Annotated in this window: 19 protein-coding genes; 16 read left to right on the top strand and 3 right to left on the bottom strand. The window is 53.0% G+C overall.

Features of this window, described 5'->3' with window-relative positions:
* Positions 1 to 260: 260 nt before the first annotated feature.
* The 4 genes from Q1A69_RS13790 (at position 261) to Q1A69_RS13775 (ending at position 3,658) form a co-directional block, all read left to right on the top strand.
* On the top strand, positions 261 to 893 hold the full coding sequence (locus Q1A69_RS13790) for a TetR/AcrR family transcriptional regulator (RefSeq protein ID WP_299586376.1): 633 nt from the start codon (positions 261 to 263) through the stop codon (positions 891 to 893).
* 34 nt (positions 894 to 927) lie between these two features.
* Positions 928 to 1,944 (top strand): beta-N-acetylhexosaminidase, encoded by a 1,017-nt coding sequence (nagZ, locus tag Q1A69_RS13785; RefSeq protein ID WP_299586374.1) that lies wholly within the window; start codon positions 928 to 930, stop codon positions 1,942 to 1,944.
* A gap of 92 nt (positions 1,945 to 2,036) precedes the next feature.
* Positions 2,037 to 3,143 (top strand): mechanosensitive ion channel family protein, encoded by a 1,107-nt coding sequence (locus tag Q1A69_RS13780; RefSeq protein ID WP_299586371.1) that lies wholly within the window; start codon positions 2,037 to 2,039, stop codon positions 3,141 to 3,143.
* A gap of 299 nt (positions 3,144 to 3,442) precedes the next feature.
* Positions 3,443 to 3,658 (top strand): cold shock domain-containing protein, encoded by a 216-nt coding sequence (locus tag Q1A69_RS13775; RefSeq protein ID WP_020413094.1) that lies wholly within the window; start codon positions 3,443 to 3,445, stop codon positions 3,656 to 3,658.
* A 646-nt stretch (positions 3,659 to 4,304) separates the two neighbouring features.
* Here Q1A69_RS13775 and Q1A69_RS13770 read toward each other — a convergent pair.
* Positions 4,305 to 5,165: a CsiV family protein gene (locus tag Q1A69_RS13770; RefSeq protein WP_299586369.1), complete on the bottom strand. Its 861-nt coding sequence runs from the start codon at positions 5,163 to 5,165 to the stop codon at positions 4,305 to 4,307.
* A 152-nt stretch (positions 5,166 to 5,317) separates the two neighbouring features.
* Positions 5,318 to 8,797: a transcription-repair coupling factor gene (gene mfd, locus Q1A69_RS13765; RefSeq protein ID WP_299586367.1), complete on the bottom strand. Its 3,480-nt coding sequence runs from the start codon at positions 8,795 to 8,797 to the stop codon at positions 5,318 to 5,320.
* 303 nt (positions 8,798 to 9,100) lie between these two features.
* Between mfd and Q1A69_RS13760 the strand changes: the two genes are divergently transcribed.
* From Q1A69_RS13760 to Q1A69_RS13705, 12 genes are all read left to right on the top strand, one after another.
* Entirely contained in the window at positions 9,101 to 10,564 is a 1,464-nt protein-coding gene (locus Q1A69_RS13760; protein ID WP_299586458.1) for a glyceraldehyde-3-phosphate dehydrogenase, read from the top strand.
* A gap of 393 nt (positions 10,565 to 10,957) precedes the next feature.
* Positions 10,958 to 12,298 carry a Na(+)-translocating NADH-quinone reductase subunit A gene (locus Q1A69_RS13755; RefSeq protein ID WP_299586365.1) on the top strand — a complete coding sequence of 447 codons (1,341 nt, stop codon included), beginning with the start codon at positions 10,958 to 10,960 and terminating at the stop codon, positions 12,296 to 12,298.
* A 2-nt stretch (positions 12,299 to 12,300) separates the two neighbouring features.
* Positions 12,301 to 13,512 carry an NADH:ubiquinone reductase (Na(+)-transporting) subunit B gene (locus tag Q1A69_RS13750; protein WP_299586363.1) on the top strand — a complete coding sequence of 404 codons (1,212 nt, stop codon included), beginning with the start codon at positions 12,301 to 12,303 and terminating at the stop codon, positions 13,510 to 13,512.
* Positions 13,505 to 14,287, top strand: coding sequence for a Na(+)-translocating NADH-quinone reductase subunit C (locus tag Q1A69_RS13745; protein WP_299586361.1), 783 nt, complete (start codon positions 13,505 to 13,507; stop codon positions 14,285 to 14,287). The genes Q1A69_RS13750 and Q1A69_RS13745 overlap by 8 nt, the downstream gene beginning before the upstream one ends.
* A gap of 2 nt (positions 14,288 to 14,289) precedes the next feature.
* Positions 14,290 to 14,946: an NADH:ubiquinone reductase (Na(+)-transporting) subunit D gene (locus tag Q1A69_RS13740; RefSeq protein ID WP_299586358.1), complete on the top strand. Its 657-nt coding sequence runs from the start codon at positions 14,290 to 14,292 to the stop codon at positions 14,944 to 14,946.
* Positions 14,947 to 14,949: 3 nt separating this feature from the next.
* Positions 14,950 to 15,558: an NADH:ubiquinone reductase (Na(+)-transporting) subunit E gene (gene nqrE, locus Q1A69_RS13735; protein ID WP_020413086.1), complete on the top strand. Its 609-nt coding sequence runs from the start codon at positions 14,950 to 14,952 to the stop codon at positions 15,556 to 15,558.
* A gap of 17 nt (positions 15,559 to 15,575) precedes the next feature.
* Positions 15,576 to 16,799, top strand: coding sequence for an NADH:ubiquinone reductase (Na(+)-transporting) subunit F (gene nqrF / locus Q1A69_RS13730; RefSeq protein WP_299586355.1), 1,224 nt, complete (start codon positions 15,576 to 15,578; stop codon positions 16,797 to 16,799).
* Positions 16,800 to 16,813: 14 nt separating this feature from the next.
* A complete protein-coding gene (locus Q1A69_RS13725) occupies positions 16,814 to 17,872 on the top strand; it encodes an FAD:protein FMN transferase (protein ID WP_299586353.1) in 1,059 nt (352 codons plus the stop codon).
* Complete coding sequence (nqrM, locus tag Q1A69_RS13720; RefSeq protein ID WP_299586455.1) at positions 17,872 to 18,114, top strand: (Na+)-NQR maturation NqrM; 243 nt, start codon at positions 17,872 to 17,874, stop codon at positions 18,112 to 18,114. Before Q1A69_RS13725 ends, nqrM begins: the two co-directional genes overlap by 1 nt.
* A 145-nt stretch (positions 18,115 to 18,259) precedes the next feature.
* Complete coding sequence (gene sthA, locus Q1A69_RS13715) at positions 18,260 to 19,657, top strand: Si-specific NAD(P)(+) transhydrogenase (protein WP_299586350.1); 1,398 nt, start codon at positions 18,260 to 18,262, stop codon at positions 19,655 to 19,657.
* Positions 19,654 to 20,118 (top strand): thioesterase family protein, encoded by a 465-nt coding sequence (locus Q1A69_RS13710; protein ID WP_299586347.1) that lies wholly within the window; start codon positions 19,654 to 19,656, stop codon positions 20,116 to 20,118. Before sthA ends, Q1A69_RS13710 begins: the two co-directional genes overlap by 4 nt.
* An 88-nt stretch (positions 20,119 to 20,206) precedes the next feature.
* Positions 20,207 to 20,653 (top strand): GNAT family N-acetyltransferase, encoded by a 447-nt coding sequence (locus tag Q1A69_RS13705; RefSeq protein WP_299586344.1) that lies wholly within the window; start codon positions 20,207 to 20,209, stop codon positions 20,651 to 20,653.
* Positions 20,654 to 20,743: 90 nt separating this feature from the next.
* Here the strand turns inward: Q1A69_RS13705 and Q1A69_RS13700 are convergent, their stop codons facing one another.
* On the bottom strand, positions 20,744 to 21,724 hold the full coding sequence (locus Q1A69_RS13700) for an integron integrase (RefSeq protein WP_299586341.1): 981 nt from the start codon (positions 21,722 to 21,724) through the stop codon (positions 20,744 to 20,746).
* Positions 21,725 to 22,113 lie beyond the last annotated feature (389 nt).

The raw sequence follows: 22,113 nt of genomic DNA, 5'->3' as shown, positions 1-22,113 counted from the left end.
CTATGACTTAACGCGTCGTTCCCCGCGCTCCCCCAAAGAAAGCCTCAGCGCCTTTCGTACTAGTTTGCCTATGTTGGGAAAGCGGTGTGCTCAGGCTGGTGGCGTTAAGCGTTCAGGTTATTCCCTCTATTTTCAACATCTCAAGCGATTGCTTCCAAGGTAAAGGGAGTCTGTTTGGTGTGATATGCCGCCAGACTGGCGGCGGAATATGCTACTCTGGCCAGAGTTAAACAGCTGTTTTAAATGGTGGTTTGATACCTATGAGCCAGACCGATACTGTTAGCCGCATCTTGGACGCGGCAGAGGTTCTGTTCGCTGAACGAGGTTTTACCGAGACATCCCTGAGAACAATCACAAGTACAGCCGGTGTCAATTTGGCGGCAGTAAACTACCATTTTGGCTCCAAAAAGGAGCTGATACAGGCGGTTTTTGAACGCTTCCTGACCCCCTTTACCGGCGCATTGGAGGCGGAGCTTGACCGGCGTATTGCCTCAGGTCAGCCCCTAAGGGTCGAGGGCTTGCTGGAGAGCCTATACCGAGTGGGTCTGGGCGGCCTGCGCGCGCGCGGCCTCGACCCCCAGCGCTTTATGCGGCTACTTGGGTTGGCTTATACACAGTTCCAGGGGCACTTACGCCGTTTTATTGTGTCTCGGTATGGTGAGAGCTATCGCCGTTTTGCCGGCCTACTGGCTGAAGCCTTGCCGGGTGTAGATCCGGTTACTTTCTATTGGCGGCTGTATTTTATGCTGGGCGCCACCATCTTTACCCTGTCGAGCTACGATGCCATAGAAGCTATCCTGAAAGAGGATTTTGGTGCTCAGAGCAGTTTGTCAGAAACTCTGGAGCGCTTGGTGCCCGCGGCTTCGGCAATGCTGAAGGTAGAGGTGGGTTGAGCCCCGTAGTGGGTGAATCATCGAGGAACTGTATATGTCTACATCACTTGGACCGGTGATGATTGATATCGAGGGACAGGAACTCACCAGTGGAGATTGTGAGCTTTTACGCAATCCTCTAGTAGGTGGATTGATTTTCTTTGCGCGTAACTATCGAGATCGCGTCCAGCTGGAGGCGTTAATCGCTTCTATCCGTTCGCTTCGCCCCGATATTCTGCTGGCAGTTGATCAGGAGGGGGGCCGAGTGCAGCGGTTCCGAGAGGGGTTTACCCGTCTGCCTTCCATGCAGAAGTTATCTGCCCTGGCGTCAGAGGCTCAATTACGGGATGTAGGCTGGTTGCTTGCGGCCGAGTTGCTGGCGGTGGGTGTTGATTTTAGTTTTGCCCCAGTTTTGGATGCCGATGACCGGCACAGTCGGGTGATTGGGGACCGCAGTTTTTGTTCTGACCCCAAGCGCTTGACTGCCATTGTAAGGCCGTTTATTCAGGGGATGCGTGAGGCGGGCATGGCCACCACCGGTAAGCACTTTCCAGGGCATGGACACGTCCTTGAAGACAGTCATGTGGAGCTTCCACAGGATGAGCGGACCTTGGAGCAGGTGTTGGAGTCTGATGCCTTACCCTTTATCGATTGCATTGGAACCGGTGAACTGGATGCCGTGATGCCTGCCCATATACGCTTTGTCAATATCGACAGTCAGCCCGTGGGTTTCTCCAGGTATTGGTTGCTGGATATTTTGCGGGGACGGCTGGGTTTTAGTGGTGTTATCTTCAGTGACGATCTGTCGATGGAGGGTGCGGGAGCCGCCGGCGGCTATGGAGAAAGAATTCGTGCTGCGCTGGAAGCGGGCTGCGATATGGGGGTGATCTGTAACAATCGCACCGGTGCCTTGGAATCTCTGGCCGCCCTACAGGATTTTACCCCGGCAGCGGAATCTAAAGAGCGCCTAAAAGCGATGCGCGGCCGACCTTTGATTACCTCCTGGCAGGAACTTGAAAAAAGTGAGCGCCGACGCAGAACCCGTGATTGGTTAGCTTCGATAATGCACTGATGCACTGAGATCGGTAGTAAATACTTGTAGCAGAGCTCGCTTCGAGATACCTCTGGGCGAGGCTGAATTGGTTGTTTGAGTAGGGGGATTTCGTGGAGTCCATAGAGAGTGTGCTGTTGTCCTGGCTGGGTGAAAATCGGGTCTGGGTAGTCTCTGTTTTCTTGATTGTACTGGCCACAGCTCTGGCGGCCTGGGCCTTTGGGCGTTTTGTTCAGAAGTTGGCTCTCAGAGCCGAGAAAACTGTCAACCCTTGGGATGATGCACTGGTTGGGGCGCTGTCCCCACCTGGGCAAGTGTTTCTTTGGCTTTTGGGGCTGACGGTTGCCGCACAGCGCGCGGGCCAGGCGACGGGGGCGGAAATTTTCGCACTGGCAGAGCCCGCTCGCGAGATTGGCCTTATCCTGGTGATGTCCTGGTTCGCCTGGCGCTTCTCCCACAGCGCTGAGCGCAATTTGTGCAATCCCCGCTATATCGGCAAACCGATGGATGCCACTACGGTGCGGGCGATCGGCAAGTTGGTGAGGGCTTCAATCGCTATCACGGCCGGCATCGTTATCATGCAGTTCCTGGGGTATAGCGTTAGTGGTGTGTTGGCCTTTGGTGGTATCGGTGGGCTGGCGGTAGGCTTTGCCGCTAAAGATTTACTGGCGAACTTCTTTGGTGGGTTGATGATTTACCTGGACCGGCCCTTTGCGGTTGGTGACTGGATTCGCTCTCCAGATAGGCAGATTGAGGGAACTGTCGAGGACATTGGCTGGCGCCTGACACGTATTCGTACCTTTGATATGCGTCCCGTCTACGTGCCCAACAGTGTATTTACCCAGATTTCTGTTGAAAATCCCTCGAGGATGCTCAATCGAAGAATCTTCGAAACGATTGGTATCCGCTATGAGGATGCCCATTTGATGGCAGTGATAGTGGCTGATGTTAAGAAAATGTTACAGCAGCACCCTGAAATCGATGCCAATCGGACTCTCATTGTAAATTTTAATAGTTTTGCCGCCTCATCCTTGGATTTCTTTGTTTATACGTTCACGCGAACAACGGATTGGGTGAGATATCATGAAATCAAGCAGGATGTTCTATTGAATGTCCTTAAAGTTGTCGAAAGGCACGGTGCTTCTTGCGCATTCCCAACTTCGACAATTCATATTGCCGATATTCCTTCATTAGCCCGCGAGGCCGCGTTAGACAGTTGAGTATTGGGAGTGCAATAAGGTACAAATGCTTAGTTTATATGTTGGTGTTAATCAGGGTTCTGTCGGTTAATTACGCATACTGGTAAAAACGTAGTATTTATTTCACATAGAAACCTAGACACTGGCGCTGTTTTATCTAAGAATCAGGTTACGCCTTTTTGGTATCTATCAAAAGGGTGAAGCAAGATAGCATTCTGCATGGAGCAGTTTGTTAACAATGGGGTGGCGTTTGCCCCTCTTGCCGAATGTAGTTATGAGGTGATAGAGGTAGGCGCAATAACAATAATGAGGTTTTCTCAATGAGTGATCGCGTTACAGGTACTGTGAAGTGGTTTAATAACGCACGGGGTTATGGCTTCATCACCTGTGGAGAAGGAACTGAAGATATTTTCGTACACTATCGCAGCATTCGCGGTGAGGGTTATAAAACTCTTAACGAGGGGCAGGCGGTTGAGTTCGAAATGCAACAAGGTGACAAAGGACTGCTGGCGGAAGATGTTGTTCCCTGTGAGTGATTCTAGGATCGCTCGTTGAAAGAACTGTTATCGTGTAGAGTTTGCGGTTGCCAGCCGCCAGCTCTGCCAGCGCCTCTTAAAGCGGGCTGCTCGGCTCGCTTTTCTATTTCCCTATCCTGTACCACTTTCCCTGATACCGTTCGTAAAATTTAGTCGCTCCCTTTGTTTGTGACTGATTTAATCACCTTAGTTTTATTTAATATTCCAATTCTTAAAACTGACGCCCTGCTTTTTTGAGATTATTTAACTTTCCCCGAGCATTAAATAATTCTGTCATCAATGTAATGGTAGGCGGGATATGGGTTTGTTTGGGCAGGGTAAGGGAAAAATTTCTTTTAGCCAGTATTTAATCGCTTAATTGATTTCGATTTCTAGGGATTCTGGAAGTTTTCAGGTGCGGTGTATGTTGGCCGGTATATGCAGTCCTGGATTGTATATTTGAGTGTTATAGCATGCCTACTTAATCGTTATTTATGAAATTATTTTGTTTTCTTAGTGGATGAATCAAATTGCTTTGATTCGCTGCTAGGCCTATTGGTAACTGTCCGCCCAATTATGGTGGGCAATCTGGTTAAGGCTTATATGTATTTTAATTTGGGGCAGAGAATGCAATATCCCCCAGCGTAAGAGGGATATTGCGGGCTTCCTAGGGCGTGTCGGAGCGGAGATTCTCTGCCGTTTCCGTCTCGGGGTTGGCTACAGTGCGAATTTCAATCAGCACGCCAAAGGCTGGATGATCAATATAGTGCAGCTGGCCGCTGCGCATACGCCGTTCGTGCTCAAGGTGGGCTGCGCGCTTGACAAAAGTTGGCTGCTCGGCAGCCTGGGGGGGCTCGCCCAGGATTATCGGCTCGTAGTTTCCTTGAGAGCTTGGCTGATCACGGGGCGTCAGGTCGGCGTGAGAGGTGGCTGTAGTTCCTGGCCGCGGAGGCAGCTGCAGGCCTTTGCCCGATGGGGGCGCTGAAAAGTCATTAAGCCAGAGGTTGGTGCTCAAGTGCAGGTAGCGAGAGACGCTCAGGGTCACTGAGCCTTCCAGTTGTCGGTGCCCGGCGAAAGCCTCACCACCATCAATGAGGACTGCCGGAGCCCTATGCTTTTGTACCAGTACTTGGCGCCAGGCTTTGTGAAAGAGAATGCGATCTCCCTCTCTGGTTAATGCAGCAGCTTTGTTGTCGAGTTTGGTGGCTGCTGGGGATAGGCGCAATCCGGTGGAGGGTGCCTCCTTGCGAGCTCTAACATTGAGGCCCTCTGGCTCAAAACTGATTGGTTCGTCGTTTTGCTCGGGCTGAGTTTGCTTTGCGTGCTTGGGGGTATCGAAATCAACCCAGCGGGAAGGGTATACAAGCTTGGGCTCCGCGGGCCAGGTTTCACTGGTTTGAGCCATGCCTTGAGGGCGCTCGAACACAATCATTTCGATCTCAAATGTGTTGCCGGCATAGCTGGCCGCCTGGGTTGCCGTGGCGGAGAGGGCCAAGGCTAAAGTTGAGCAGAGGCGAATTATCTTCATTATGGTCATGGGGTTACCACTTTTATCCGTCTTTCTAGCGCTATCGGTGGAGTCTTACGGGAGCATTTCGCAGTCGGTTGTTTGTGTTGGCGATTTTGGCAGGGGGGGAGGCCCTGTGTCGATCGATCACATCACCGGCTGCAAAAATGGTATCACTGTGCCAGGCGCTCCAGTACTTGATTGATTTCTTGCAACTTGCGGTCAGGGCCGCCCTCGTCGAGGCTAAAGTTCAGCTGATTGGCGCCCGCCAGTTGGTAGCGGCCCGGTTGGGTCTGCACCATTTTTACCAGGGTGAGTGGGTCAACCTGGGTGTTTTCGGAAAATTCGATGCGGCCGCGGGCTGCGGAGGCTTCCAGCTTGCGAATTCCCATTGCGTCGGCCTTCAGCTTTATCTCGGTGGTGCGGAACAGGTGCTTGACCGGCTCGGGTAGCAGGCCGAAGCGATCGATCATTTCCACCTGTAACTCCTTGAGTTGCTGGTGGTCGGCGGCGTTGGCGATCCGTTTGTACATCATCAGTCGGCCATGCACGTCCGGTAGGTAATCCTCGGGAATCAGAGCGGGCACTCGCAGGTTTACATCCACGGACGGTGATTCCAGTGGTTCATCGATGTTGGGTGTGCGCCCCTCGCGAATCGCTTTTACCGCTCGATCGAGCATTTCCATATACAGGTTGAAGCCAACACTTTGAATTTGACCGCTTTGCTCTTCTCCAAGTAATTCACCGGCGCCGCGGATTTCCAGGTCGTGGGTGGCGAGGGTAAAACCTGCACCGAGGTCCTGGGCTTCACTGATGGCCTCCAGGCGCTTTACGGCGTCGCCGGTCATGGCGCGCTTGTTGGGGGTCAGCAGGTAAGCATAGGCCTGGTGGTGGGAGCGGCCCACGCGGCCGCGCAGCTGGTGCAGCTGGGCTAGGCCGAATTTATCCGCACGCTCGATCAGAATGGTGTTGGCCGTGGGCACATCGATACCGGTCTCGATAATCGTGGTGCAGACCAGTACATTGAAACGCTTGTGATAGAAGTCTCCCATCACCTGCTCCAGTTCGCGCTCGCGCATCTGGCCGTGGCCAATACCGATGCGCGCCTCGGGAATTAATTCCTGCAGTTCGCGGGCAACTCGCTCGATACTCTTCACTTCGTTGTGCAGGAAATATACCTGACCACCGCGCAGTATCTCCCGGAGGATCGCCTCCTTCACTAGGGCTTCGTCGCGTTCGCGGACAAAGGTTTTCACCGATAGGCGCCGCGCCGGCGGGGTGGCGATCACGGAGAGGTCGCGAATACCGGCCATGGCCATATTCAGGGTTCTTGGAATTGGGGTGGCGGTGAGGTTGAGAATGTCCACCTCGGCGCGCAGGCTCTTGAGGCGCTCTTTCTGGCGTACGCCGAAGCGGTGTTCCTCATCGATAATGAGTAGTCCTAGATTTTTAAAGTCCAGGTCACTCTGCAGCAACTTGTGGGTGCCGACCAGAATATCCACTTTTCCGTTCGCCACTTTTTCTTTCACGCTGTCCACTTCTTTGCCTGAGCGGAAGCGGGAGATGACTTCGATATTGATGGGCCAATCCGCAAAGCGGTCCTGGAAGGATTGGAAGTGCTGTTGTGCCAGCAGGGTGGTGGGTACCAGCATGGCCACCTGTTTGCCCGCGTGGGCGGCGACGAAGGCGGCGCGCATAGCAACTTCGGTTTTACCGAACCCCACATCGCCACACACCAGGCGATCCATCGGTTTTTTTGACAGCATGTCGCCGACTACAGCTTCGATGGCCTGCTGCTGGTCCGGGGTCTCTTCGAAGGGGAAGCCTGCGGAGAACTCGCGATAGGCCAGCTTGGGGTCGGCAAAGGCATGACCGATGCGGGCCTCCCGGCGGGCATAAATGTCCAGCAGTTCGGCGGCGGCATCGCGCACTTTCTCGGCGGCTTTGCGCTTGGCTTTCTGCCATTGCTCGCTGCCCATTTTGTGCAGCGGTGCGAGGGCTTCATCGGCGCCGGAGTAGCGGCTGATGAGATGCAAGCTGGCCACAGGGACGTAGAGTTTGGCTTCGTCGGCATATTCCAGGGTCAGGAACTCCGCTGGTTGCCCGTCGATCTCCAGGTGCTGTAAGCCACGATAGCGCCCCACGCCGTGGTCGATATGGACAACCGGAGTGCCAATGCGCAGCTCTGCCAGGTTTTTTACGGCATTGTCGGCGTCATCCTTGGCTTTTTTCCGGCGACGCTGTTGCAGAACACGCTCACCAAATAATTGTGGTTCTGCGATTAAGTTGATGGCCGGGTCTATCAGTAGCAGCCCCTGATCCAGGGGGGCTACAGTGATGCCGATCGTTTCATTGCTGTGTAGAAACTCCTCCCAGCTCGGGAAGGTCGGGGGGCTTAAGCGTATACCTTTGAGCAGTTCCAGCAGTGCCTCGCGTCGCCCTCCACTTTCGGCACAGAAGAGCACCCGCCCGGAGTGCCCCGCCAGGTAGCTTTCCAGGGCTGCCATAGGTTGCTCGGCCTTGCCGTCAACTGGTAGGGAGGGTGGGGGCTGGGTGGCAAAGTTAAAATTGCCTTTGGCCTCCGGCAGCACTTCCGCGGAAAAGATCGCGCGCGGCATGGCTTTAAGTGCGCCATTAAACTCGTCGATATCCAGCAGTATTTGGCGGGGTTGCAAGATTGGGCGGGTCAGATCGCCACAGCGACTCTCGTAGCGATTGCCGACTTCCCGCCAGAAACTCTCCACGGGAGCTTGAATCTCTCCCTGCAAAAATGCTTGGCTGCCTTTCGGGAGGTAGTCGAACAGGCTCGCACATTGATTATCGAAAAATAGAGGCAGGTAATACTCGATACCTGCAGGCGCAATACCGGCGTTAATATCCTGGTAGATGGGAGCGAGGCTGGGGTCGGCCTGAAACTGTTCGTGCCAGTTTTGTAGAAACCCAGAGAGGCCCGCCTTGTGCATGGGGAATTCCCGCGCAGGTAGTAGGTGGATGGTTTCCACCTTATCCACCGTGCGCTGGGTTTCCGGATCGAAGGTGCGCAGGGATTCGATTTCATCGTCAAACAGATCAATGCGATAGGGCAGGGAGCTGCCCATAGGAAATATATCCATCAGCGAACCGCGCACAGCGAATTCACCGTGTTCGTAGACGGTATCTACACAGTGATAGCCGGCCTGCTCCAGCAGGCGTCGCTGAGTATCGATATCAAATTGCTGCCCCTCGGTCAGGATCAAGGCATTGCCGGCGACATAATCGCAGGGCGGAAGGCGGTGCATCAGCGTGCTTACAGGCACTATGACAATGCCGCTTCCCATTTGCGGCATGCGATAGAGCGTGGCCAAACGGTCCGAGATAATATCCTGATGTGGTGAGAAGGTATCGTAGGGCAGGATTTCCCAGTCGGGGAAATAGAAAATCTCAAAGTCGTCGCTAGGGCCCCCATCTCTCCGCGCTTTGTTAAAAAATTTCAGTTGTACCTCTAAGCGGTGCGCCTCAAGGCTATCCCTGGTAACCAGTAGGGTGGGGGATTGGCTGTTGCGTGCAGCATTTAGGATGGCGAGCGCGGCCGCTGCGCCGTGTAGTTGTCCCCAGAATTGCCGGTCATTACCGCTTTGGAATTTGGGGGGAGTCAGGGGCTGTATATCGGTCATCTTTCCTTAAATATCCGCGCTTTCATTTGCTGTGGTGCAGGGGGCGACTATTGTAGCCGCGATCGGATTGGGCTGCAGTCTATGTTAACGGCGTCGATGGATTTCCTCTCGAACGGCTACGCTTTTTTGGGGATTGTGCACGGAAAGGCCTGCAAACAACAAAAAGGTAGTTTTACTACATTTTGTTGGTTTTTTTTTGCGCAGTTGCGTAGAGATAGGCGAATCCTGATAATGCGCAGCCATACGGCCCCGAGTGGTTTGCGGGCCGTGATTTCCTGCCTATTAAACCTATTGCAGAGGTGTCTGACAGTGACTCAGAAGCGACCGAAGCCCGCGGACTTTTTCAAGGACTGGAAGCAGCGTGAAGCGCTAGCCGAATCCATGATCCCGATGATCGGAAAGCTCAACCGCGAGCAAAACGTCGGTATTTATATGTATGGCCGCAACCTGGTTAATCGCTCTGTTCTGAGCATTATGAAAGCGCACCGCTTTGTGCGCCAGGTTGAGGAAAACGAACTCTCCGAGTTTGAAACCTTCCCTGTATTGGAAGCTATCTGCAAGCTGGATCTGGGTCCTGTACACATCGACCTGGGAACCCTGACTAACAAGTTTATGCGCGACGCACGCAACTTGCCTGTAGATGACTTTGTGCGTGAAGAGTTGTCTGATGCCTCTGGTGCCGGCAAGCCCCTGCCGAACTCCAAGGACGTTGTGATTTACGGCTTTGGTCGTATCGGCCGCCTGGTTGCGCGCCTGTTGATCGATAAAGCCGGCAGTGGTGATGTGCTGCGCCTGCGAGCGATCGTACTGCGCAAGGGCAAGGCCCCGAACGACCTGGTGAAGCGTGCTTCGCTGCTGCGTCGCGACTCGGTGCACGGTGCTTTCCAGGGCACTATTCGTGTGGACGAGGAGACCAACTCCCTGATCTGCAACGGCAATGAAATCAAGATCATCTACGCCAACTCCCCTCAGGAGGTGGATTACACTCAGCACGGTATCGACGATGCGATTATCGTTGACAGCACCGGTGTATGGCGCGATGAAGAAGGTCTAAGCCAGCACCTGCAGAGCCCAGGCGCCTCCAAAGTGCTTCTGACTGCACCGGGCAAGGGCGACATTAAGAATATCGTTTACGGTATCAATAGCAGCGATATCAAGCCGGAAGACAAGGTGCTGTCAGCCGCTTCCTGTACCACCAACGCTATTGTGCCGGTCCTGAAGGCGATGATGGACGGCTACGGTGTGGAGCACGGTCACGTAGAGACTGTCCATGCCTATACCAACGACCAGAACCTGATCGACAACTACCACAAGGGTGAGCGTCGCGGCCGCGCTGCAGCGCTGAACATGGTTCTGACGGAAACCGGTGCCGCCAAAGCGGTGGCCAAGGCCCTGCCGGAACTGAAAGGCAAGCTCACCGGCAATGCGATCCGCGTTCCAACACCGAACGTTTCCATGGCGATTCTCAACCTGAATCTGGGTAAAGAGACCACCAAGGAAGAGCTGAACGAATACATGCGCGATGTGGCACTGCACTCTCCGCTGCGTCAACAGATTGATTTCACCAACTCCCCAGAGGTGGTGTCCAGCGATTTTGTCGGCTCTCGCGTTGCCTGTGTATTCGATTCCACTGCGACTATTGTGGACGGTAAGAACGCTGTGCTCTACTGCTGGTACGACAACGAGTTCGGCTACAGCTGTCAGGTGGTTCGCTGCCTGGAAGATATGGCCGGCGTCCGTTATGAGCTGTTCCCGAAAAAAGACTAAGGCGTCAAGCTAAAGTCTTGCAGTCGGCCGTAGAGGCTGGCTGCAGGGGTGCGGCGGCTTTCCTGGCCGCCCGCCCGCCTCTCCCCAAATCTCTGTTTTTTCAGCAGAAATTTCTTATCTCAGTGCCACTTTGGGCGCTTCCAGACTGGTAAAGACTTTGCCCCGTCTTTATAATGCGCGCGATTTTGCGAGGCGACCGTGCGCCGAGAAGTTAGCGTGCGCAAACCGTGTTTAGCTTCCTTCCGCCCGGTCTTCGGGTGATACGGTGTAAGCCCTCGCAGCACATAATTCCACAATATGGCTCGCTAGCCCGGGGTCGACTGCCTGTCAGTCTGAACCCGGGCCGGTGGGCCATATTGCAATTTTTTAAACTAGAAACTTAGGCATAGGCGTATGAGAAAGATCCGTCGGGGATTGGACTTACCCATATCCGGCGCGCCCGAGCAGGTGATCCACAAGGGTCCTGCACTCAAGACCGTCGCTGTTCTCGGCCCCGATTATCACGGGATGAAGCCGACAATGGAGGTGGCAGTAGGGGATAGCGTCAAACTTGGTCAGCTGCTGTTTAGCGATAAGAAAACCGAAGGTGTGCGCTACACAGCGCCGGCCGCCGGTCGTGTTGTCGCTATTAATCGTGGTGCCCGTCGCGTGTTGCAGTCTGTCGTGATTGAGATAGACGGCGATGCCGCGGAACAGTTCCAGAGCTATAGCGCAGGCAAGTTGTCTGGGCTTACTCGTACTCAAGTGGTTGAGAACCTGGTTGAGTCCGGTCTGTGGACCGCGCTGCGTACCCGCCCATTCAGCCGCGTTCCCGCCCTGGATGCCGAGCCGGTAGCGGTGTTCATCAATGCGATGGACACCAACCCTCTGGCGGCGAATCCGGAAGTCGTTATTGCTGAGAACCGCGAAGCCTTCTCTCAGGGCGTTGAGGTGCTCTCTAAGCTGGCGGAGACCACTTACGTGTGCACGGCTCCGGATGCAGATATTCCTGTGCCGAGCGCCGCTAATATCCGCCGTGAAGCGTTTGCCGGTCCCCATCCGGCCGGGCTTTCCGGTACCCACATCCACTACCTCAGTCCGGTATCCGGCTCCCGCAGTGTATTCACTATCAATTACCAGGATGTGATCGCCGTGGGCAAACTGTTTACCACCGGTAAACTGTTTACCGATCGTGTTGTGTCCCTGGCCGGTCCCCAGGCCAAGCAGCCGCGTCTGCTGCGCACTCGTCTCGGTGCCAGCTTAGACAAACTGATCGCGGGCGAGCTGAAAGGCGATAACGATCGCGTTATTTCCGGTTCCGTATTCGGCGGTCGATCGGCCTCTGGTCCCCTGGCCTACCTGGGCCGTTACCACAACCAGATAACGATTCTGGAAGAGGGCGACGAGCGCCCGTTCCTGCACTACTTGCGTGCCGGTAACAAGCGCTTCTCCATTTTCCCGATCTATCTGTCGCGCCTGTTCAAAAACAAGCTGTTCGACTTCACCACCAGCACCAATGGTTCCGAGCGTGCCATGGTGCCGATCGGTACCTATGAAAAGGTGATGCCGCTGGACGTACTGCCCACTCAATTGTTGCGTTCGCTGATTGTTGGTGACAGCGCCATGGCCCAGAAACTGGGTGCGTTGGAGTTGGACGAGGAAGATCTGGCACTGTGTACTTTTGTGTGTCCGGGCAAGTACGAGTACGGCCCCATTTTGCGGGACAACCTGACCCGTATTGAGAAGGAGGGGTAAGTATGTTGCGTAAATTCCTCGATTCGATCGAACCAAAATTCCACAAAGGCGGCAAATTCGAAAAGTTCTATGCCCTCTTTGAGGCTATTGATACCGGCTTGTTCCAACCGGCCGATAAAACCAAGACCACCTCTCATGTGCGCGACGGCATCGACCTGAAACGTATCATGATCACCGTGTGGGCCTGTGCCATGATCCCGGCCTTTTATGGTATGTGGAATATTGGTTTCCAGGCCAACACCATTCTCGAGGGGATGACCAACCCGGATCTGTCCGGATGGCGCCATTCGGTGATCGGTGCTCTGACTTCCTATAATGCGGCGAGCCTATGGGACAACTTTGTCTACGGGGCTATGTACTTCCTGCCGATTTACCTGGTCACTTTCATTGTGGGCGGTATCTGGGAAGTGCTGTTCGCCGCGGTGCGCGGTCACGAAGTGAACGAAGGATTCTTTGTAACTTCGATTCTGTTCGCCCTGACCTGTCCGCCAGATCTGCCGTTGTGGATGGTGGCGATGGGGATCAGCTTCGGTGTGGTTATCGGTAAGGAAGTGTTCGGTGGTACCGGCAAAAACTTCCTCAACCCAGCCCTTACCGGCCGTGCGTTCGTGTTCTTCGCCTACCCGGCGGCCATGTCTGGCGATGCGGTCTGGACTGCGGTTGACGGTTACACCGGCGCAACTGCGCTGTCTGTAATGGCTAGCGAAGGTATCCAGAATGGTATCGTGAATGCTGCGGTTGGCCAGGTAACTTGGTTCGACGCTTTCTTCGGCAAGATACATGGTTCCATCGGCGAAACTTCTACCCTGGCTATTCTGATTGCCGGTGTAATCCTGATGGGCATGAAGATCGCCAGCTGGCGTATTGTGGCCGGTACTTTACTGGGCATGATGGCGACAGCGTTCATGTTCAACCTGATCGGCTCCGAGTCTAACCCGATGTTCCAGGTACCCTGGTACTGGCATTTGGTGGTCGGTGGTTTTGCATTCGGCCTGATCTTTATGACCACCGATCCTGTATCCGCAGCCATGACCGATACCGGTCGCTGGTGGTACGGCATCCTGATCGGGGTGATGGTTGTCTTGATTCGTGTTGTGAACCCGGCCTTCCCGGAAGGCATGATGCTGGCGATCCTGTTCGCTAACTTGTTCGCTCCGCTGTTTGACCACTTTGTGGTGCAGTCCAATATCAAACGGAGGTTGGCACGTGGCTAATAAAGATTCCGTAACCGGTACTCTGATTGTCGCGCTGGTAATGTGCCTGGTGTGCTCCGTAGTGGTGTCCACCGCTGCGGTAATGCTGAAGCCTGCTCAGCAGGCCAATGCCGAGCTGGACATGAAGCGCAATGTACTGATGGCCGGTGGCCTACTGAAGGACTCTCACGCAAACAAAGCGGTAGTAGAGAAAGCCTTCGCTGATATTCAGATCAAATACGTTGACCTGAACACCGGTAAATTCACCGATGAAGCACCGGCAGGTGGCAGCGGTCGCGCTGCATCCAAAATCGCGTCCGCCAGTGAAAAGCTGCCGGCCGATGAGGACACGGCCAAGATAATCCGTCGGGAAAACATCAAAGAGGTCTACCTGGTAGAGAAAGATGGCGAGCTGGACAAGATTATCCTGCCTGTTCGCGGCTATGGTCTGTGGGGCACCCTGTACGGCTTCCTCGCTCTAGAGAGTAATCTCGACACCGTAGCGGGCCTCGGCTTTTACGAGCACAAAGAAACGCCCGGACTCGGCGGTGAAGTGGACAATCCCAACTGGAAAGCCCAGTGGATTGGTAAGAAAGTCTTCGACACCCAGGGCAATGTCGACATCAATGTAATCAAAGGGCAGGTTAACCCCAACAGCCCTGACGCGATTCATGAAGTCGATGGTCTGTCTGGTGCGACTCTGACCAGCAAGGGCGTGGATAACCTGGTGAACTTCTGGTTAGGTAACCAGGGCTACGGTCCCTTCCTGAAAAACCTGAAAGTAGGGGAGGCATAAGCATGAAAATTAAAGAGACTCTGCTAGACCCGATTTTTAACAACAACCCGATCGCGTTACAGATCCTGGGTATCTGCTCGGCACTGGCTGTCACCAGTTCCATGCAGGTTACCTTGGTCATGTGTATCGCCCTGACCTCGGTTGTGGCCTGTTCCAACGTTGCGGTATCCCTGATTCGCAAGCAGATTCCGAACAGCATCCGCATCATCGTGCAGATGACCGTGATTGCCTCTTTGGTAATTCTGGTGGATCAGCTGATTAAGGCTCTGGCTTACGATATCTCTAAGCAGCTGTCGGTATTCGTTGGTCTGATTATTACCAACTGTATCGTAATGGGCCGCGCGGAAGCCTTCGCCATGAAGAACCCGCCGCTGCCCAGCTTCTTCGATGGTCTCGGCAATGGCCTGGGTTACAGCGTAATCCTGATCGGCCTGGCCTTTATTCGCGAACTCTTCGGCGCAGGTAAGCTGTTCGGTGTCGATATTCTGACCACCGTGAGCAACGGTGGCTGGTACATCCCCAACGGTCTGCTGTTGTTGCCGCCCAGTGCGTTCTTCCTGATCGGTCTGTTCATCTGGGCAATCCGCGCCTGGAAACCTACCCAGGTGGAGCAAGACGAGTTCAAGATTGCGCCCAACTCTCTCGCGCAGGAGGCCTAAGCCGTGGAACATTATATTTCTTTGATTATCCGCGCGGTTTTCGTTGAAAACATGGCGCTGGCCTTCTTCCTCGGCATGTGTACCTTCCTTGCCGTATCAAAGAAGATCGAAGCTGCGATCGGCCTTGGTGTAGCGGTGATTGTGGTACTGACGCTGACAGTGCCAGTGAACAACCTGATCTACACCTACCTGCTGAAAGATGGCGCACTGGCCTGGGCTGGTTATCCCGATGTAGACCTGAGCTTCCTCGGCCTGCTGTCCTACATCGGCGTTATCGCAGCGCTGGTACAGATCCTGGAAATGTTCCTGGATAAATATGTGCCGGCTCTCTACAACGCACTGGGTGTATTCCTACCGCTGATTACAGTGAACTGCGCCATTATGGGTGCCTCGCTGTTTATGGTGGAGCGTGAGTACGCCTTCGGTGAGAGTGTTGCCTACGGCTTCGGCGCTGGCCTCGGTTGGGCCCTGGCGATTACCGCTCTGGCGGGTATCCGCGAGAAGCTGAAGTACAGCGATGTACCGGATGGCTTGAAAGGCCTGGGCATTACCTTCGTAACTGTTGGTCTGATGTCCCTGGGCTTCATGTCTTTCGGCGGCATCGATATCTAAGCGGGGAAAACAATAGAATGAGTATTGAAATTATCCTCGGCGTAGCGATGTTTACCGTCATCGTGCTGGCGCTGGTAGCGGTGATCCTTGCTGCCCGCTCGCGCCTGGTAAACACCGGCAACGTCAATATCCTGGTTAACGGTGAGAAAACTCTTACCGTACCGGCCGGCGGCAAGCTGCTGCAAACCCTGGCTGCGAATAACCTGTTCCTGGCCTCTGCTTGTGGCGGTGGCGGCAGCTGTGCGCAGTGTATCTGTAAAGTGAACTCCGGCGGTGGCGATATGCTGCCGACTGAAGCGGCACACTTCACTCCGCGCGATGCCAAAGAAGGCAAGCGCCTTTCCTGTCAGGTTGCTGTAAAGCAGGACATGGAAATCGAAGTACCTGAAGAGGTGTTTGGTGTGAAGCAATGGGAATGCACTGTGGAGTCCAACCCCAACGTGGCCACGTTCATTAAAGAGCTGACCCTGCGTTTGCCCGAAGGTGAGAGTGTCGATTTCCGTGCTGGGGGTTATGTACAGCTGGAAGCTCCGGCTCACCATGTAAAATTTGCTGATTTTGAAGTCGAAGATCAGTACCGTGGTGATTGGGAACACTTCGGTTTCTTCAAGCTGGAGTCCAAGGTGACTGAGCCTGTGGTTCGCGCCTACTCCATGGCCAACTACCCGGAAGAGAAGGGTGTAGTTAAGTTCAACATCCGTATCGCGACCCCGCCGCCCCGCACCGAGGGCATTCCACCGGGTCAGATGTCTTCCTATGTGTTCAGCCTGAAGCCCGGTGACAAGATCAAGGTGTACGGACCCTTCGGTGAATTTTTCGCCAAGGAAACCGACAACGAGATGGTCTTTATCGGTGGTGGTGCCGGTATGGCACCGATGCGCTCGCATATCTTCGATCAGCTCAAGCGTTTGAATTCCACCCGCAAAATCAGTTTCTGGTATGGCGCTCGTTCGCTGCGCGAGATGTTCTACGAAGATGACTATAACGGTCTGGCCGCTGAGTTCGATAACTTCAAGTGGCATGTGGCTCTTTCCGACCCGCAGCCGGAAGATAACTGGACTGGTTATACCGGGTTCATTCACAACGTAGTGTATGAAAACTACCTGAAGGACCACCCGGCGCCTGAAGACTGTGAGTACTACATGTGTGGACCGCCCATGATGAACGCTGCAGTCATCAATATGCTCAAAAACCTGGGTGTAGAGGATGAAAATATCCTCCTCGACGACTTCGGTGGTTAAACGGAGAGCTTAGTTTGCTAAACGCATTCAAAGCCCCGAAAAAAGCGAAAACAGGGCCCGTTCTTCCGGCCCTGTTTTTGCTTTGTGTGGTCGCTATTTTTTCTGCCTGCACTCCGGCACCGGAGAACTGGCAGCTGAGCGGCCGCACCATGGGCACCAGTTATCACATTACGGTTGTCGATGTCCCCGCAGATATGGAGTCTACTGTGTTGCAGGCGCTGATAGACAGCGAGCTGCAACAGGTTAACCAGGAGATGTCCACTTATATCGATGACTCCGAGTTGATGCGGCTCAATCGCAGCGCTTTGGGTAAGGCCGTGCCGGTAAGTCAGTCGCTTGCCGATGTTGTGGAGATGTCCCTGGATATCCACCGCCGCAGCGATGGTGCCTTCGAGGTGACAGTCGGCCCCCTGGTTAACTTATGGGGGTTCGGCCCCCAGCCGGAACCGGAACATATTCCCTCTGAGGTGGAAATTATCCGCTTGCAGCAGGTAGTGGGCTCCGATGCACTTAAGTTGACGCGTGATCCGGATACCATCACCCGCGAACGGCCCGTGGAGATTGATCTCTCGGCTATTGCTAAGGGGCACGGTGTTGACCGGGTAGCACTACTTCTGGAACAGCAGGGAATACGGAACTACCTGGTCGAGATTGGTGGTGAACTGCGCACCCTCGGCGTGAATCCAAAGGGTAAGGATTGGCGAATCGGCATCGAAACGCCCAACGCATTTGGCCAAATGGTACAACAACCGATTGATGTGAGTGGGAAAGCGGTAGCAACCAGTGGCGATTATCGCAATTATTACGAACGGGATGGGGTGCGTTACGCCCACAGTATTGATCCCCGCACGGGGCGACCGCTCAAGCACAAGTTGGCCTCTGTTACGGTGATTGCAGAAACCTGTGCCGAGGCGGATGCTCTTGCCACAGCCCTCAATGTACTTGGGGCCGATGCGGGTATGGCTTTGGCTCAGCGTGATAACCTAGCCGCTTTCATGTTGGTAAAAACTGAAAAAGGATTTGAAGAGCGATTCAGTTCCGCTTTTTCTCCTTACCTAGAGAGGTCTGAGTGATGACAATATTTATCTTTGCTTTTGTTGCCATGCTACTTGTTGTTGCCGGAATGGCACTCGGTGCCATGGTGCAAAATAAGCCATTGAAAGGCTCTTGTGGTGGTCTTAACAATATCGGCATGAAGCAGGACTGCACGATTTGTGGCGGTAACGATGATGCGTGTGAAAAAGAACAGGAGAGGCAGCGGCAGGAAAAGGTAGCTGCTGAAGATCTTGCTTACGACGCAACCAAGAGCAAATAATCCACCCCTTTCCAAGCCCGTGATCAACGGGCTTGTTGTTTTATATCATTGGCACAACCTGTGCCGGTAAGCGTAAATTAAATAGCGAGTGGAAGGTGGTATTCTGCCTTGCACCCTGTTTTGGAAAAAAGAATCAGAGCTATAGATGGCAGAGCAAAAGTTTGACCTGGTTGTAATTGGTTCGGGCCCGGCTGGTGAGGCCGCCGCGATGAGCGCAGCGAAAAAAGGTATGCGTGTAGCGGTGATCGAAAAGCGCCAGGCGGTTGGCGGTAACTGTACCCACAAAGGTACCATCCCCTCAAAGGCACTGCGCCACTCTGTCAAACAACTAATGCGCTATAACACCCAAAGCGTTTTTCGCGCGCTGGGGGAACCGCGCCGCCTGACTTTCCCCCAGGTGATGCAAACTGTCAATAAAGTGATTTCCTACCAGGTGGAAATGCACACCTCTTTTTATGCGCGCAACCGGGTAGAATTAATCGTAGGTGCGGCAAACTTTCGCGATGCTGACAGCGTAGAAGTGCAGCTACCGGATGGGGCTACAGAAATCGTCTCCGCGAAAAAATTTATTATTGCCACTGGCTCCCGCCCCTATCGTCCCGCCGATGTCGACTTCGACCATGAACGGGTCTACGACAGTGACATGATTCTGGATATGCAACATACCCCACACTCGATCATGATCTATGGTGCGGGCGTGATTGGCTGTGAATACGCCTCTATTTTTGCTGGGCTGGGTATCAAGGTAGATCTGATTAATACTCGCAGCAGCCTGCTGGAATTTCTTGATGACGAGATCTCTGATGCGCTGAGCTATCACTTGCGGGATATGGGCGTTACCGTCCGCCACCAGGAAGAGTATGCCCGTGTAGTTCCTAATGATCAGGGTGTGATCATGGAGATGCAGTCTGGCAAGCGCATCCATGCCGATGCGCTGCTATGGTGTAACGGCCGTACGGGTAATACCAATTCGCTCGGCTTGGATAATGTTGGCTTGGAAGCAAATCACCGCGGCCAACTCAGCGTCGATGAGCATTACTGCACTGAAGTGGAAAATATATTTGCGGTTGGTGATGTGATTGGTTGGCCCAGTCTTGCCAGCGCCTCTTATGACCAGGGGAGGGCGGTAGCTGCTGCTCTTGCCGGTCGTGGCCACCGTGTTATTGAGGATGCTCCAACCGGGATTTACACACTACCGGAAATTTCCTCAGTCGGTAAAACTGAATCCGAGCTGACAGCGGCGAAAGTGCCCTATGAGGTAGGGCGCGCACTCTTCAAGCACACGGCGCGCGCACAGATTTCTGGCGAGCGAGTGGGTATGCTCAAGATTCTTTTCCACATTGAGACCCGCGAAATTCTCGGTATCCACTGTTTTGGTGCTGAAGCTGCCGAGATTGTACATATTGGCCAAGCCATTATGAAACAACCCGTACCTAACAATACGATCGATTATTTCGTGAATACCACCTTCAATTATCCCACCATGGCAGAGGCCTATCGTAGTGCCGCCCTGGATGGGCTCAATCGGGTTGCACGACTATGACAGAACCCTCACCGAGTGAATTCCAGGAGCTGGTAAAGGGGTTCTTTGAAAAAATCCCTTTCAACCAGCAAATCGGCCTTGAGATGCGCTCTCTCGACCTGGAAGCGCTTACGCTTTCTGCCGGATTTGATTTACGGCCAGAGTTGATCGGCAATGTCTGGAAGAATATTCTTCATGGTGGCGTGATCGCCACCGCCCTCGATACTGTCGGGGGTCTCACTGCGATGGTGGCGGCCTACCAGCGTATGGGAGATATGCACTGGAAAGAAAAGGCCGATCGCCTATCGAAACTCGGTACAGTGGACATGCGCGTGGACTACCTAAAGCCGGGCAGGGGGGAGCACTTTCTTTGTGAGGGTTCTATTTTACGCACTGGCAACAAATTGGTGGTTGCCCGAATGGAGTTGAGCAATGACAAAGAAGAGCTTATTGCTACCGGCACGGCGACTTTTCTCTATTAATCATGCTTTGTACTTAACGGTTTAACATAGTCTGCAAAGAAAGCGGCTGAACTCTGTATTAGGCTTGGCAATATCCCGGTATCACAGAATGCAAATAATTCACTGTGAAGACAGCCATATTCCTGAGGTCGCTCTGTTGTTTGATGAATACAGGGTATTCTGCGGCTATAAGTCAGATTTAGAGAAAACTGAAAAATTTCTCAACAATTTGGTTGGTAGCCAACTCTCTACACTTTTTATAGCGGTGGACTCGAAGAGTCGTGAGGTAATGGGGTTTGTAAACCTCTATCCATGTTTTTCCTCTCTTGCACTTACACGCCTGTGGATTCTTAATGATCTAGGGGTATCAAGCCGCTTTAGGGGGAGGGGGGTATCTAAAAAGCTGATTCAGGCTGCGATGAATTTTGCTGAGGAAACTAAAGCTGTTCGTATTGAGCTAAAAACAGAGAAAAGAAATGTTCGCGCGCGGCAGCTATACCAGTCTTTAGGCTTTGAAGTTGATCATGATAATGTGTATTACAGAGTGCCTTTTTAAAGATCTACCACCCCGCTAGAGCCAAATGGGGCAGGAAGCATCGCCCACTTGCCTAGAGCTTGTGAACCGAGGTATTGCCTACTTTCCAATCTAATCCAATGGGCTGCTAATTCCGCGCTCATGTACACCAATAACATGGGTGTAGATCATCGTAGTATTAATATCACTATGGCCCAACAATTCTTGAATATTCCGAATGTCTGTACCCGATCGCAGTAGGTTGGTAGCGAATGAATGGCGAAAGGTATGACAGCTTGCCTTTTTTCGTATTCCCAAACTAGAAATAGTACTGGTAACTGCCCGCCGTATCTGTTGCTCTCCAATATGATGCCTCCGTATGACATTGCTACGAGGATCACGAGAGCGCTCCTTGGCCGGGAATACATACTGCCAGGAGGGACTGGTCGCGGCCTTTGGGTATTTTTTGGACAATGCGAAGGGTAGATAGACCTCTCCAAATCCCTCATCGAGATCCTGCTGATGCACTGAGAGCGTATAGCGAATTTGAGTTTTCAGGGGTCCGATTAGGGATTTGGGGAGCAGTGTTCTTCTCCATTTTTCCCCCTTGGACTCTCGTACGAATAGGCACTGCTCCGCAAAATCAATATCTTTAATCCGAAGCCTTACCGTTTCCATGACCCTAAGGCCAGATCCATACATTAGTGATGCGGCAATTTTTGCTGGACCTGTAAGCCTTTCCAAAATATTTGTAGCCTCCTCATGGCTGAAAACCACGGGTAACTTTCGTGGGCGGTGACTGTTGCTAAATTCTAACTCACCCAGTTCAATGCTCATAAACTGCTTATATAAAAACACAACGGCATTCAAAGCTGTTCTTTGGGTATTGACCGATACAGATCGATTGGTAGCCAAATAGCTTAACCAGTTATTCACCTCTGCTTTGCCAAGCTCTTTTGGATGGCGCATTCGATTAAAACGAATAAAGTCTTTAACCCAATAACAATAAGTTTTCTCAGTCTTGAAAGCCAGGTACTTCGATCGCATAAAGATCCGCAATTGATCCATAAAGCGAGATGAGTTTTTCGGGACTGGTATAGGAATGTCGTCCATTTAAACATACCTGCAGGGTGGATATATATACAGTTTACGGGAAATGTGACCAGATGCGAGCCGAAATTTTGATCATCGTGACTGTTATTTTGGCAGGGAAGAGAATTGCGCCCAAAAAATGAACAAATACAGTGGGTTACATATGGTGGTAAATTCTGGGATAGTGGTCACGATGATCATTTTTCTACTAGTTACGGCCGTACCAAAGATTCGTAACTAATTGATTGTCTTAATAATTTGAGTGTTTTGACGTAGAATTGTTTTTGGGATAGTAATCAGGGTGATAGTGGTCATGATGATCACTATGTAAATGTTGTACAAACCCGCTGCGCGGGAGTGGTGCCACTTTTAAATTATAAGAGGCATTTTAGAAAATGCATAACCGGGTA

The sequence above is a fragment of the uncultured Microbulbifer sp. genome (assembly GCF_947498635.1).
In the GTDB taxonomy this organism is placed as follows: domain Bacteria; phylum Pseudomonadota; class Gammaproteobacteria; order Pseudomonadales; family Cellvibrionaceae; genus Microbulbifer; species Microbulbifer echini.
The sequence above is the reverse complement of the archived record's forward strand: the minus strand, read 5'-3'. Positions and strand labels throughout refer to the sequence as shown.

Excerpts from the sequence above, each read along its gene's own strand:
- Q1A69_RS13790 (WP_299586376.1), top strand. The coding sequence starts at position 261 with ATGAGCCAGACCGATACTGTTAGCCGCATCTTGGACGCGGCAGAGGTT.
- nagZ (WP_299586374.1), top strand. The coding sequence starts at position 928 with ATGTCTACATCACTTGGACCGGTGATGATTGATATCGAGGGACAGGAA.
- Q1A69_RS13775 (WP_020413094.1), top strand. The coding sequence starts at position 3,443 with ATGAGTGATCGCGTTACAGGTACTGTGAAGTGGTTTAATAACGCACGG.
- Q1A69_RS13770 (WP_299586369.1), bottom strand. The coding sequence starts at position 5,165 with ATGAAGATAATTCGCCTCTGCTCAACTTTAGCCTTGGCCCTCTCCGCC.
- mfd (WP_299586367.1), bottom strand. The coding sequence starts at position 8,797 with ATGACCGATATACAGCCCCTGACTCCCCCCAAATTCCAAAGCGGTAAT.
- Q1A69_RS13755 (WP_299586365.1), top strand. The coding sequence starts at position 10,958 with ATGAGAAAGATCCGTCGGGGATTGGACTTACCCATATCCGGCGCGCCC.
- Q1A69_RS13750 (WP_299586363.1), top strand. The coding sequence starts at position 12,301 with ATGTTGCGTAAATTCCTCGATTCGATCGAACCAAAATTCCACAAAGGC.
- Q1A69_RS13740 (WP_299586358.1), top strand. The coding sequence starts at position 14,290 with ATGAAAATTAAAGAGACTCTGCTAGACCCGATTTTTAACAACAACCCG.
- nqrF (WP_299586355.1), top strand. The coding sequence starts at position 15,576 with ATGAGTATTGAAATTATCCTCGGCGTAGCGATGTTTACCGTCATCGTG.
- nqrM (WP_299586455.1), top strand. The coding sequence starts at position 17,872 with ATGACAATATTTATCTTTGCTTTTGTTGCCATGCTACTTGTTGTTGCC.
- sthA (WP_299586350.1), top strand. The coding sequence starts at position 18,260 with ATGGCAGAGCAAAAGTTTGACCTGGTTGTAATTGGTTCGGGCCCGGCT.
- Q1A69_RS13710 (WP_299586347.1), top strand. The coding sequence starts at position 19,654 with ATGACAGAACCCTCACCGAGTGAATTCCAGGAGCTGGTAAAGGGGTTC.
- Q1A69_RS13705 (WP_299586344.1), top strand. The coding sequence starts at position 20,207 with ATGCAAATAATTCACTGTGAAGACAGCCATATTCCTGAGGTCGCTCTG.
- Q1A69_RS13700 (WP_299586341.1), bottom strand. The coding sequence starts at position 21,724 with ATGGACGACATTCCTATACCAGTCCCGAAAAACTCATCTCGCTTTATG.